This is a genomic window from Streptomonospora alba (genome assembly GCF_000826685.1).
Lineage (GTDB): Bacteria > Actinomycetota > Actinomycetes > Streptosporangiales > Streptosporangiaceae > Streptomonospora > Streptomonospora alba.
In genome coordinates, this window is sequence record NZ_JROO01000035.1 from 1 (window position 1) to 13,014 (window position 13,014).

Sequence of the window (13,014 nt, forward strand, 5' to 3'; positions counted from 1 at the left end):
ATCCGGTACAAGCCCCGGCCCACTACGAAAGCGGGCCCGCCCAGGCTCTTCCCAAGAGACGGAATCTCCCCACGGAAAGCCACGAAATCTTGTCCGCGCTTTCCGCTTCATGTTTTCGGCCGCAGAGCGCGACCTCGCTTCTGAACTCTAGCAAGAATTCCGAACCGAGGCGAACTCCGCGATTTCGCTCCGCCGCGCTTTCCCTTCCGGGACGCGCTCCTGCCGAGCTGTTCTCCACTCTACCGGCTGCCACGAGTGCTCGTGACCGTTCCGGTCGAATCGAGAGGGGCACCGACCCGCCCGCCGAGTTCACTCCGCGTTCGTTCCGTCGGTGCCTCCATCCTACAGACCCTCAAGCGGTGCCTGGTACACGCAGCGGATGCCCGCGGCATCGCGCCGGCGCCTCAGACCGCCGTGGACCCGCACACTCACAGCCTCTCGATCGGCGCGAACTTCACCAGGAAGTCCTTCTCGCCGATGTCGGCGCCGAAGTCGATGCGGGCCTTGGTCTTGTCGCCTGCTCCGTCGACGAGCAGGACCTCGCCCATGCCGAACTGGTCGTGGTTGACCTTGTCGCCCGGAGTGAGCGAGGGGACCTCGTTCTTGGCCTTGCGGGACGGCGCCGGAGACGGCGTCCGGCCGCGCGGCTGGGCCGCCGACGCCAGCGACGACTCCGCGCGGCGCCACTCGACCAGCTCGGCCGGAACCTCGTCGAGGAACCGCGACGGCGGATTGAACGAGGGGGAACCCCATGCGCTGCGCACCGCCGCACGCGACAGATACAACCGCTCCTGGGCCCGGGTGATTCCCACATAGGCCAGGCGGCGCTCCTCCTCCAGTTCGGCCTTTTCGCCGAGCGTGCGCATGTGCGGGAAGACGCCGTCCTCCATGCCGGTCAGGAACACGACGGGGAACTCGAGCCCCTTGGCCGCGTGCAGGGTCATCAGCGTGACGACGCCTCCGGACTCGTCGGCGTCGGGGATCTGGTCGGTGTCGGCCACGAGCGACACCTGCTCAAGGAAGTCCACCAGCGTCGGCTCGGGAGCGACGGCAGGCGCCTCCTCCGCGGCCTCCCCGCCGTCCTCGGCGCCGTCCGACGCTCCCGGCTCCTCCTCGTAGAGCGGCCCGGTGAAGTTGCTCTCGAACTCACGGGCGACCTCGACGAACTCCTCCAGGTTCTCCGCCCGGCTCTCGTCTTGCAGGTCCTTGGAGTTGGCGAGCTCGGAGAGATAGCCGGTGCGCTCCAGCACCGCCTCGACCACCTCCGACGGCGAGCGCTCCGCGGCGATGCCCTCCAGCTCCTCCAGCAGCGCGACGAAGTCCCGCACGGCGTTCAGCGAGCGCTTCGCCATCCCGATCTCGTCTGCGCGCCGCAGCGCACGCGCGAACGACGTCCGCTCCCGCGCCGCGAACAGTTCGACGGTCTCCTCGGCGCGGTCGCCGATGCCCCGCTTGGGCACGTTGAGGATGCGTCGCAGGCTGACCGTGTCCTCGGGGTTGGCCAGCACCCGCAGGTAGGCCAGGACGTCGCGGATCTCCTTGCGTTCGTAGAACCGCACCCCGCCGACGATCTTGTAGGGCAGCCCCGTGCGGATGAACACGTCCTCGAAGACGCGGGACTGGGCGTTGGTCCGGTAGAAGACCGCCACCTCGCCCGGCGTGCACCGGCCCTCGTCGGTCAGCCTGTCGATCTCCTGGACGACGAACGCCGCCTCGTCGTGCTCGTTGTCGGCGACGTAGCCCGTGATCGCCGGGCCCACCCGCTGCTCGGACCACAGGTTCTTGGCAGGGCGGTCGGGATTGCGCTGGATCACCGCGTTGGCCGCGGTGAGGATGTTCTGCGTCGAGCGGTAGTTCTGCTCCAGCAGGATGGTCCGGGCCTGCGGGTAGTCGCGCTCGAACTCCAGGATGTTGCGGATGGTGGCGCCGCGGAACGCGTAGATCGACTGGTCGGCGTCGCCCACCACGCACAGCTCGGAGGCGGGGACGACCGCGTCCGGGGTGTCCTCGCCCACCAGCCGCCGCACCAGCTCGTACTGGGCGTGGTTGGTGTCCTGGTACTCGTCGACCAGGACGTGGCGGAACCGCCGCCGGTAGTGCTCGGCGACGTCGGGGAACATCTGCAGCAGGTTGACGGCGACCATGATCAGATCGTCGAAGTCCATCGCGCCGGCCTCGTGCAGGCGCTGCTGGTACAGCGCGTAGGCCTCGGCGAGCTTCTTCTCCTGCTCACTCTGCGCCTGCTCGGCGAAGGTGTCGTAGTCGACCAGCTCGTTCTTGAGATTGGACACCTGAGACGAGAAGGACTTGGGCGGGAAGCGCTTGGGGTCGAGATCCAGCTCCTTGCACACCAGCTGCATCAGCCGCCGGGAGTCGGCGGCGTCGTAGATGGTGAACCCGCTGGGGTAGCCCAGCCGCCCCGCCTCGCGGCGCAGAATGCGCACGCACGCGGAGTGGAACGTCATCACCCACATGGCGCTCGCGACCCGGCCGCCCAGCAGCGCCTCGATGCGCTCCTTCATCTCGGCGGCCGCCTTGTTGGTGAAGGTGATCGCGAGCACCTCGCTCGGACGCGCGCCGCGTTCGGCGAGGAGGTAGGCGATGCGGTGCGTGAGCACCCGCGTCTTGCCGGAGCCCGCACCGGCGACGATCAGCAGCGGGCCGCCGGCGTGGGCGACGGCTTCGCGCTGCGGGGCGTTCAGGCCTTCGAGGAGCTGTTCTTGGGAGGACGACACGCCCTCCAGGTTACGGGGACCGGCGTGCGGGCGTATCCGCTTCGGCCGCCCGCGGCCGTGCGCCTCCGCCACCCCCGTTCCGCCGCGGCCGCCGGGCCCGGACCCCGGCTTCACCTGAGAGCGGTAGCGTCGATCGCCGGGGAAGGAGGCGTGTCGATGCCGGTGGTCGTGGGGTTCTACCGGGCCCTCGTGGCGGTGGTGGCGGTGAGCGGTGTCGCGATGGAGGTGGTGCGGGACGAGGCGCTGCATCCGTTCGTCTACTTCACGATCCAGAGCAACTGCCTGCTGGCGGTGTGCTTCGCGTTCGCCGCGTGGGCGGTCTGGCGCGGTCGGGAGGGCCTGCCCGGCGGCCTCAAAGGCGCCGCGACGCTCTACATCCTGATCACCGGGCTGGTCTTCAACTTCGTGCTGTCCGACGGGCCCACGCAGGTTCCGCCGGCCGGCGCCGGCGAGTTGGCCGGCGAGCCGTGGTGGGTCGTGGACTCCAGCGACCTGCTGCACACCGTGGCGCCGGTCATGGCAGCTGCGGACTTCGTGCTGTTCGACCGCCACCGCCGGCTGCGCTGGTTCCACGCGGCCGCGTGGCTGCTCTACCCGCTGGCCTACGCCGTGTTCACCACGGTGCGCGGTGCCCTGTTCCCGCTGGCGGGTTACCCCTACTTCTTCGTCGACGTGTCGGTACTGGGCTACGGCGGACTGCTCCGCAGCCTGCTGGGCTACGGCGCCGCGTTCCTGGCGCTGGGCCTGGTGCTGGTGGCGGCCGACCGGCTGCTCGGGGCGCCCGCGCCGGAGCGCCTGCTGGCGCGGGTGCGCGGCGAGCGTGCCGCGTCGGGCACCGCCGCGGAGCCGGCGGGTTCGCCGGTCCCCTGACCGCCACGCGGCACCGGCCGCCTGAGTTGTCTAGGCTTGTCCCTGCAATGCCTGATCCGGCGCGGGCCCGCTCAGCCCCTGCCGGACACGGCGCGACACGCGGCACGAGGGGTTTTCACGGGTGCGAATCTACGTCGACTGCGATCCGGGGATCGACGACGCTCTGGCGCTCGCCTATCTGACGGCTTCACCCGAGGTCGAACTGGTCGGCGTGGGCTCGGTGTTCGGCAACAACTACGTGCCGGCGACCACCGCCAACGCGCTGCGACTGCTGGAGCTCTACGGTCGCCCGCAGGTTCCCGTGGCACGCGGCGCGGGGCGCGCGCTGGCCCAGCCCGCGCGCGCGGCCAAGAACGTCCACGGCGAGAACGGGCTGGGCGAGGTCGAACTGCCCGAGCCCGCGGCCGCGCCGGTGGAGTACTCGGCGGCCGAGATGCTGGTCCGCAGCGCCCGGTCGGCCCCCGGAGAGATCGACGTGCTCGCGCTGGGCCCGCTGACCAACCTGGCGCTGGCGCTGAGCATCGAGCCGCGGCTGCCCGAGTTGTTGGGGCGCGTGGTGATCATGGGCGGGGCCGTGCGTCGGCCCGGCAACATCACCCCCTGGGCCGAGGCCAACGTGGCCGCCGACCCCGAGGCCGCAGAGGCGGTACTGGGGGCCGGTTTCGACACGACGCTGGTCGCGCTGGACGTCACCATGCGCACGGTCGCCACGGGCGCGTGGCTGGAGGGCCTGGACCGGATCGAGGGTCGGCGCGCGCAGACCACAGCGGCGTTCCTGGGTTTCTACACCGACTGGTACTCGCGGGTGTTCGGCATCCGCCAGTGCGCGATGCACGACCCGCTGGCGGCGGCGGTGCTGCTGGACCCCGACCTGGTGGCCGAGGCCGACGAGGTGCCGGTGCGGGTGGAGCTGCAGGGCGCGCACACGCGCGGGCAGACCATCGCCGACCTGCGCCCCAACCGCGCCTCCGACGACGAGCGCCCGGCGGTGACCCTGGTGGGCGACGTCGACGGCGAGGCGTTCTTCAAGCGCATGACCGACGCGCTGCGCTGAGCGCGAAGCCGCGGGAAGCCGCGGGCCGAACCGGCGCGGGCTCACACCAGCTTGCGCGCGGTGGCCCAGCGGCTCAGTTCGTGGCGGTTGGACAGCTGGAGCTTGCGCAGCACCGAGGAGACGTGGGTCTCGACCGTCTTCACCGAGATGAACAGCTCCTTGGCGGCCTCCTTGTAGGCGTAGCCGCGGGCGATGAGCCGCAGCACCTCGCGCTCGCGCTGGGTGAGGCGGTCGAGCTCGGGGTCCATGGGCGGGGCGTCGGTGGCGGAGAACGCGTCCAGCACGAACCCGGCCAGGCGCGGGGAGAACACGGCGTCGCCGTCGGCGACGCGGACGACGGCGTCGGCCAGCTCTCGGCCGGAGATGGTCTTGGTGACGTAGCCGCGGGCGCCGCCGCGCACGACCCCGATGACGTCCTCGGCGGCGTCGGAGACCGACAGCGCGAGGAACGTGACCTCGGGCTGGTTGGGCAGGACGCGGCGCAGGACCTCGCTGCCGCCCCCGCCGGGCAGGTGGACGTCCAGCAGGACCAGGTCGGGCTGCTTCTCGGCGATGACCCGGACCGCGCTGTCGACGTCTCCGGCCTCGCCGATGACGTCCACGGCGTCGCCAAGCTCGCCGCGGACGCCGCTGCGGAAGAGCCGGTGGTCGTCAACGATCACGACGCGGGGCGCCGCGCCGCTCTCGGCGAAGGTCGTGTTCTCGTCGTCCACAGCACAGACTCTACCCACAGGGGCCCCGGCGCAGGCCCGCGTGCCCGGGTCCGGCCAAGCGGTGCGCACCTCGCCGGTCCTCACGCGGCGGATTCCGTGTCGCGGGGCATCCGCAGCTGGACCTCCGTCCCTTCTCCCGGAGCGGTGCGGATGCGGGCACTGCCGCCGTGGCGTTCCATGCGGCCCAGGATGGAGCCGCGCACGCCCATGCGGTCCTCGGGAACGGCGTCGAGGTCGAAACCGGTGCCGCGGTCGCGGACGAAGACGAGCACCTCCTCGGGATCGACCTCGCCGAAGACCGAGATGGAGTCGCTGCCGGCGTACTTCGAGGCGTTGACCATGGCCTCGCGTGCCGCCCGCAGCTCGGCGTGGACGCCGTCGTCGATGGGGCAGTCGCCGACGCACACGACCTCGATGGGCACGCCGTGGGCCTCCTCGACCTCGGCGGCCACCCTCTCCAGACCGGGTTTGACCGTGGTTTCGGCGTCGGCGGGCCGCTGGTAGAGCCAGCTGCGCAGGGCGCGCTCCTGCACCCGCGCCAGCCGCTGGACCTCGCGGGGGTCCTCGGCCTGACGCTGGATGAGGGTGAGGGTGTGCAGCACGGAGTCGTGGATGTGCGCGGCAAGCTCGGCGCGCTCCTGGCTGCGGATGCGCTCGCGGCGCTCCCTGTCGCGCTCGCGCACCAGTCCCACGATCCACGGCGCGGCGATCAGGCTGATCCCGGCGAGGATCGTGGCGGCGAAGGTGAGCCCGGCGCGGGCTTCGTTCAGCTGCTGCTGGAAGGCGAGGAAGCCGATGGCGCCGATGACGACGAGCAGGACGCCAGCGCCCGAACGTGCCCAGCTCTTACTGCTCTGGCCCAGCACCGAGGTGGACATCCACTCCTCGCGCAGCGCCGGGTTGGCCTGCTGCCAGAGGATGGTGGCGCCGAGCGCGCCGAAGATGATGAACCACAGCACCGGCTCGAACCAGCCGCCGAAGAGCAGCGCGAGCATGCCCAATCCGCCGGCCAGGGCGCAGTAGGCCAGCAGCTGGCTGATGTCGCGGCCCTTGCGCTTGGCCGCGTCCTCGGTGGATTCGGTCGAGGCGTCCTCGCCGGTCCCCGCGGTCTCCAGCGTCTCGTCCGTCTCGTCGTCCACCGGGACGAACAGCGCGAGGACGATGTAGACGGCGATCCCGATCCCACCGAAGCACAGGGCCAGCAACGCAAGCCGGGTCACGACCGCGTCGATGCCCAGATGCCGGGCCAGCCCTGCGCCCACGCCGGCGACCAGGCGCCCCTCGCGCGGGCGCACCAGCGGCGGCGTCTGGGGCTGTCGGCTCACCGATTCGGTCACCGTCTCCGTGCCTTCCCCTACGACCTGCCACTCCGCGCGCCGCGTACGGGCGCGCGGGCGGGCGGTGCCGGGCGTCCCGCTCGCGGCGGGACGCCCCGGCGCGCCCGTGCACCCAGGATGCCCCGGCGACGGGCGGCGGGGCATCAGGGACCCGCCCCGGGACTCCGGGCGGCGCCTCTCAGGGTGGCGTCAGGGTCGTTCCCGATGGGCTCCGGCGCACGTTACGGGGCAGGATGGAAGCATGCGGCAGATCCGTCGGTCGAGGGTGGAACGAGAGCGTTGAACGAGAACGGGCCCGGAGCGGACGACGCCGCGCGCGGTCCCGGCGAGCAGGGGGCCGCGGCGGCGGACGGTGTTGCGCCGGGGGCGCCGCCCGGGTCCTCTCCGCCGCAGTCCTCCAGCGCCGCCGGCGAGGCGGGGGGCCCGGAGCTGGTCAGGGACAACGAGCGCGGCCTGGTCACCGGCGTGTGCGCCGGGCTCGGCGCCTACACCGGCATCGACCCCATCGTGTGGCGGATGAGCTTCGCCGTCACGGGCCTCGCGGGCTTCACCGGTGTGCTGCTGTATGTCGGCGCGTGGATGGCCATGCGCGACGCCGGGCGCGGCCCGGCGATGTTCGAGCAGCTGCTGAACCGGCGCATCGCCGATCGGGCGGTGCCGGCGCTGCTCGGGCTGGGGCTGGCCGCGGCGGTGGCGCTGAGCCTGATCGGCGGTGTGGGCTGGGGGACGCTGATGCTGGCGACTCCGCTGATCCTGGGGACCCTGGTGGCCCACAACCGCGGCGTCGACCTGCGCCGGACCTACCGCGAGCTGCCGGGGCTGCTGAAGTCGGACGAACCGCCGCCGACCACGCCCGAGCCCGGTCCCAAACCCGCCTACTACAACCCCGCACAGCCGTGGGCGCAAGCGCCCCCCGGCCCGGTGGACCTGGCTGTGGTGGCCGCCCCCGAGCGCACCGGCGGCGCGGACTCCGCGGCGCGGAGCACGCAGGACGCCGGCGAGGCCGGCGGCTCCCGGGAGGCGGAGGGCACGGACGCCCCCGACGGCGCTGGGGCCGGGGACGGCATGGACCGTACGGACGGCGACGGCCCCGAGGGAGGCGCCACCGCATCGGGGTACTCCGGGCGCAAGCGCATGCGGGATCGGTGCCGGCCGCGCGGGGTACGCCTGCTCGGCATCGTGGGGTGGGCGGTCGCGGCGGCGGCCGCGATCACGATCGTCGCCACCTCGGCACCGCCGCTGACCGCTCTGTTCGGGCCGAGCACCGGTCCCCTGTTCTTCGGGAGCGTCGTCGTGATGATCGGGATCGCCGCCGTGGTCGGGACGTGGCTGGGCGACCCGCGCGGGCTGATCGCCGCCGGGACCGTGGCCGTCGTGCTGCTGGTGGCCTCGGCGGCGGTCGACCTGACGAGCCTGCACCTGGGCTCGAAGGTCTGGCGCCCCACCTCCGTCCCGGCCGCCGAGCGCACCTACGAGCTGGCCGGAGGCCAGGCGCGGCTCGACCTCACGCGGATGCCGCTGGAGCCGGGGCAGCGGGTGGAGGTCGGCGCCGAGGTGGGCTTCGGCGCGCTGACCGTGCTGGTGCCTCCCGACTCCCGCGTGCTCGTGCGCGGCCGCGCGACGTTGGGGGAGATCCGCATCGACGACGCGATGCAGTGGGGAACAGGGCTGGACATGAGCCGCACCCTGGAGCCGGAGGAGGCCGGGGCGGCCGCGGCCCGCAGCGGCGGGCGCCAGGACGGCGGCCGGGGCGGGGGCCCGGAGCCGGACGGCGGGCGGCAGCGGCCCGCGGACGGCGACACCGCGGACGGCGACCCGCCCACGCTCGTCGTGAAGCTGGTCTCCCGCATCGGCGACATGGAGGTGCGGCGTGCGGCGTCGTAGGACGGACTGGGGATCGCTCATCGCGGGGATGCTGTTCATCGCGCTGGGGGCGGGCTTCATCGTCGCCGGCCCGTCGCGCTGGGGGCTGGACGCGGTGTGGACGGTGCCGGTGCTGGCGGTGGGCCTGGGTGTGGCCGGGATCGCCCGAGCGCTGGCGGCCTCGCGCGACCGCCGGAGGCTCCCCGAGGGACCCGACGCCGCGCCCGGCTCCGGCCCCGGGTCCGACCACTGAGCCTTCGGCCGGCGACACGCCGGGGGCGAGGGGGCCCGGAGGGCGGGCCCGGGGCGAGCGGGCGGTCCCGCCTCCTTTGAACAAGAAGTTGCGATAAGGGGCCTGGATAGCCTCGACCCCGTGTTTTACCGTGGTCGGACCTCCCACGACCAGTAGTACTGAGGTGGCCACTACTTGAGGAGGTCTTGGCCCCATGCCACACATCCGCGTAACCGTCGACGGCGTCAGCTACGACGATCAGGTCGAAGCGCGCCGGCTCCTCGTCCACTACCTACGTGAGCAACTGGGCAAGGTCGGCACCCCTGTCGGGTGCGACACCACCAACTGCGGCGCCTGCACGGTCCTGATGGACGGGCAGTCCGTGAAGAGCTGTTCGGTCCTCGCCTGCCAGGCCGACGGCCATGACATCACCACCGTCGAGGCGCTGGCCGCCGACGGCGACCTGCACCCGATCCAGCGGGCCTTCCACGAGACACACGCCCTGCAGTGCGGCTACTGCACGCCGGGGATGATGATGGCGGCACTGGACCTGCTGCGCGACAACCCCGATCCGAGCGACGAAGAGATCCGCGAGGGTCTCGAAGGCAACATGTGCCGGTGCACCGGCTACGTCAACATCGTGCGTGCGGTGCGCGAGGCCGCCGCCGTAATGCGGGCGACGACCGCGGCGCCCGAGTCCGAGTCGCGCACCACCGACGTCCCGCAACAGGTGGTCCGCGAGCAGGAACCGGCGCCGCAAGCCGCGAGCGGGGGTGCTTCGTCATGACCATGGCACCGGAGTCGGGCACCGACCAGGTCGGCAGCCCGCGCCTGCGCAAGGAGGACGCCCGGCTGATCACCGGGCAGACCGAGTGGACCGACAACATCCAGCAGACGGGCATGCTGCACGTGGCGTTCCTGCGCAGCCCGCACGCCCATGCCCGCATCACGTCCGTGGACACGTCGGCGGCGATGCAGCAGCCCGGGGTGGTGGCGGCGTACAGCGGGGCCGACTTCGCCGACGAGCAGGGCAGCCTGCCGTGCGCGTGGCCGGTCACCGAGGACATGCTGCTGCCCGCCCACCCGCCGATGGCCGTGGACGAGGTCCGCTACGTCGGCGAGGCCGTGGCGTGCGTGGTGGCGCGCGACGCTTACTCGGCCGCCGACGCGCTGGAGGCGCTCGACGTCGAGTTCGAGCCGCTGCCCGCCGTGATCGACATGGAATCGGCGCTGGCCGAGGACACCCCGCTGGTCCATGAGGGCTCGGGCCAGGGCCAGGGGAGCAACAAGGCCTTCGAGTGGCCGATGGCCGTGGGCGACGTCGACTCCGCGTTCGAGGGCGCCGACATCGTCCTGACCCGCCGCTACCACCAGCAGCGGCTGATCCCCGCGGCGATGGAGCCCCGGTCGGTGGTGTGCCGTCCCGACGGCGACGCCTTCACGCTGTGGTCGGCCACCCAGGTGCCGCACATCGTGCGGCTGATGCTGGCCATGACCACCGGCATCCCCGAGCACAAGATCCGCGTCATCGCCCCGGATGTGGGCGGCGGGTTCGGGTCGAAGCTGCAGGTGACCGCGGAGGAGGTGCTGGCGCTGCTGCTGGCGCGGCGGCTGCGCAAGCCCGTGAAGTGGACCGAAACCCGTACCGAGGGCTTCCAGACCACCCACCACGGGCGCGACCAGATCCAGGACGTGTCGATCGCCGCCGATTCCGACGGCCGCATCCGCGGGCTCAAGGTGGACCTGCTGGCCGACATGGGCGCCTACATGATGCTGGTGACGCCGGGCGTGCCGATCCTGGGCGCGTTCATGTTCCCCGGCATCTACAAGATGGACGCCTACTCGTTCCACTGCACCGGGGTGTTCACCACCAAGATGCCCACCGACGCCTACCGGGGCGCGGGCCGCCCCGAGGCGACCTACGCGATCGAGCGGATCGTCACCGAGCTCGCCGACGAGATCGGGATGGACCCGATGGAGCTGCGGCGGCGCAACTGGATCACGCACGACGAGTTCCCGTACACCGGCATCGCCGGGTTGACCTACGACTCCGGCAACTACGAGGCGGCCACCGACCGGGCGGTGGAGCTGTTCGACTACGACGGGCTGCGCGCCGAGCAGCGCCGGCGCCGCGAGAGCGGCGACCCGGTACAGCTGGGCATCGGCATCTCGACCTACACGGAGATGTGCGGGCTGGCGCCCTCACGCGTCCTGGGGCAGCTGTCCTACGGCGCCGGCGGCTGGGAGAACGCCGCGGTGCGGATGCTGCCCACGGGCAAGGTCGAGGTCGTCACGGGCACGTCGCCGCACGGGCAGGGCCACGTCACGTCCTGGAGCCAGATCGTCGCCGACCAGCTCGGGGTGCCCTTCGAGGACGTGGAGGTACTGCACGGCGACACCCGTGTCGCGCCCAAGGGCATGGACACCTACGGGTCGCGCTCGCTTGTGGTGGGCGGAACCGCGGTGGTCCAGGCCTGTGACCGGGTGCTGGACAAGGCGCGCCGGCTGGCGGCGCACATGATGGAGGCCAACGAGGACGACCTGGAGTTCTCCGACGGGCGCTTCACCGTGCGCGGCACCGAGCGGCCCTCCACGAGCCTGCAGGAGGTCGCGCTCGCGGCGTTCGCTGCGCACGACCTGCCCGAGGGCGCGGAGGCGTCGCTGGACGCCGACGCCACGTTCGATCCGGAGAACTTCTCGTATCCGCACGGCACCCACCTGTGCGCGGTCGAGGTCGACACCGAGACCGGCCAGGTGTCCCTGCGCTCCTATACGGCGGTCGACGACGTGGGCACGGTGATCAACCCGTCGATCGTGGACGGGCAGGTGCATGGCGGACTTGCGCAGGGCATCGCGCAGGCCCTGTTCGAGGAGGCCGTGTACGACACCGACGGCAACCTGGTGACGTCGACGATGGCCGATTACACGGTGCCGACGGCGGCCGACCTGCCGGACTTCACGCTCGACCGCACCACCACCCCGGCGACCACCAATCCGCTGGGGGCCAAGGGGGTCGGCGAGGCCGGCACGATCGCCTCCACTCCTGCGGTGGTGGGCGCGGTCGTCGACGCGCTTCGGCCCTTCGGTGTGCGGGACATGCGGATGCCGTGCACACCCCAGCGGGTGTGGCGGGCCGTCGCCGAAGCGCGCGAGGCCGGCCGGAGCGAGGGAGGACAGCGATGATCCCGGCACAGTTCGACTATGTGCGCCCCGGCGACGTCGCCGAGGCGGTGCGGGTGCTCGCCGAAAGCGAGGAGCCCAAGGTGATGGCGGGCGGGCAGAGCCTGACGCCGCTGCTGCGGTTCCGGTTGGCCTATCCCGACGTGGTGGTCGACCTCGGCGGGCTCACGGAGCTCCGGGGCGTCGCCGACGAGGGCGAGTGGCTCCGGATCGGTGCCATGACCACGCACGACGAGGTCATACACGACCCGCTGGTGGCGGCGCACTGCCCGCTGCTGGCGCAGGCCACGCACACGGTCGCCGATCCGGCGGTACGCCACCGCGGCACGCTCGGCGGGTCGCTGGCCCACGCCGACCCGGCGGGCGATCTGCCCGCCGTCGCGCTGGCGCTGGACGCGGAGTTCCTGGTCAGCGGCGAGGACGGGGACCGCGCGGTTCCCGCGTCGGAGTTCTTCCAGGACTATCTGACGACGGTGCTGGACATCGGCGACGTGCTGACGGCGGTGCGCTTCCCGAAGCTGACCGGCTGGTCCTTCCACTACAAGAAGTTCTCCCAGACCGCTCAGGCCTGGGCGATCGTGGGCGTCGCGGCGGCGGTCCGGCGCGACGACGGAAGCGTCGCCGAGGCGCGCGTGGGCCTGACCAACATGGGCAGCACGCCGATCCGCGCCCGTCAGGTCGAGGAGGCCTGCCGGGGCGTCCCGGCGCGGACCGATGCGCTGCGGGAGGCCGCCCAGTCGGCCGACGCGGGCACCGATCCGCCCAACGACCTCAGTGCGCAGGCCGACTACCGGCGGCACTTGGCCCGCGTTTTGACCGGCAGGGCGCTGGCCGCGGCGGCGGGGCTCTGACGCAGGGTCGGGCGGGCGGCCCGACCGATGGCTGAGGCGGGTCGGCTGCGGATGCGGCCGACCCGCTCTTCGCTGGTAACGGCGGGTGGACGCCCGCCTGCTGGGTAGTAACGGATTGGGTTCGAGGCGCCCGCACACGGGGCAGATGGAGGACCGGAGCCGATGACGCCGAACGCGGC

10 protein-coding genes are annotated in these 13,014 nt (G+C 72.3%); 7 read left to right on the forward strand and 3 right to left on the reverse strand.

Going from position 1 to position 13,014, the window contains the following annotated elements:
• Positions 1–428 precede the first annotated feature (428 nt).
• On the reverse strand, positions 429–2,735 hold the full coding sequence (gene pcrA, locus LP52_RS18260; RefSeq protein ID WP_040275307.1) for a DNA helicase PcrA: 2,307 nt from the start codon (positions 2,733–2,735) through the stop codon (positions 429–431).
• A 156-nt stretch (positions 2,736–2,891) separates the two neighbouring features.
• Here pcrA and LP52_RS18265 point away from each other — a divergent pair, with 156 nt between their 5' ends.
• Together LP52_RS18265 and LP52_RS18270 are read left to right on the forward strand one after the other, a co-directional pair.
• On the forward strand, positions 2,892–3,605 hold the full coding sequence (locus tag LP52_RS18265; protein ID WP_052810006.1) for a Pr6Pr family membrane protein: 714 nt from the start codon (positions 2,892–2,894) through the stop codon (positions 3,603–3,605).
• A 121-nt stretch (positions 3,606–3,726) separates the two neighbouring features.
• The gene (locus LP52_RS18270) at positions 3,727–4,659 is read left to right on the forward strand and encodes a nucleoside hydrolase (protein ID WP_040275282.1); all 933 of its coding nucleotides are present in this window, start codon (positions 3,727–3,729) and stop codon (positions 4,657–4,659) included.
• 41 nt (positions 4,660–4,700) lie between these two features.
• Here the strand turns inward: LP52_RS18270 and LP52_RS18275 are convergent, their stop codons facing one another.
• Complete coding sequence (locus LP52_RS18275; protein WP_040275283.1) at positions 4,701–5,372, reverse strand: response regulator; 672 nt, start codon at positions 5,370–5,372, stop codon at positions 4,701–4,703.
• Positions 5,373–5,452: 80 nt separating this feature from the next.
• A complete protein-coding gene (locus LP52_RS18280) occupies positions 5,453–6,697 on the reverse strand; it encodes an ATP-binding protein (protein ID WP_040275311.1) in 1,245 nt (414 codons plus the stop codon).
• 291 nt (positions 6,698–6,988) lie between these two features.
• Between LP52_RS18280 and LP52_RS18285 the strand changes: the two genes are divergently transcribed.
• The 5 genes from LP52_RS18285 to LP52_RS18305 all read left to right on the forward strand — a co-directional run bounded on the left by LP52_RS18285 (position 6,989) and on the right by LP52_RS18305 (position 12,835).
• Entirely contained in the window at positions 6,989–8,593 is a 1,605-nt protein-coding gene (locus tag LP52_RS18285; RefSeq protein ID WP_238580978.1) for a PspC domain-containing protein, read from the forward strand.
• A complete protein-coding gene (locus tag LP52_RS18290) occupies positions 8,580–8,825 on the forward strand; it encodes a hypothetical protein (protein ID WP_052810007.1) in 246 nt (81 codons plus the stop codon). Before LP52_RS18285 ends, LP52_RS18290 begins: the two co-directional genes overlap by 14 nt.
• Positions 8,826–9,018: 193 nt before the next feature.
• Positions 9,019–9,591, forward strand: a complete 573-nt coding sequence (locus LP52_RS18295) for a (2Fe-2S)-binding protein (protein WP_040275284.1) — start codon at positions 9,019–9,021, stop codon at positions 9,589–9,591.
• The gene (locus tag LP52_RS18300; RefSeq protein ID WP_040275285.1) at positions 9,588–11,987 is read left to right on the forward strand and encodes a xanthine dehydrogenase family protein molybdopterin-binding subunit; all 2,400 of its coding nucleotides are present in this window, start codon (positions 9,588–9,590) and stop codon (positions 11,985–11,987) included. Before LP52_RS18295 ends, LP52_RS18300 begins: the two co-directional genes overlap by 4 nt.
• Complete coding sequence (locus LP52_RS18305) at positions 11,984–12,835, forward strand: FAD binding domain-containing protein (RefSeq protein WP_040275286.1); 852 nt, start codon at positions 11,984–11,986, stop codon at positions 12,833–12,835. Before LP52_RS18300 ends, LP52_RS18305 begins: the two co-directional genes overlap by 4 nt.
• Positions 12,836–13,014: the final 179 nt, after the last annotated feature.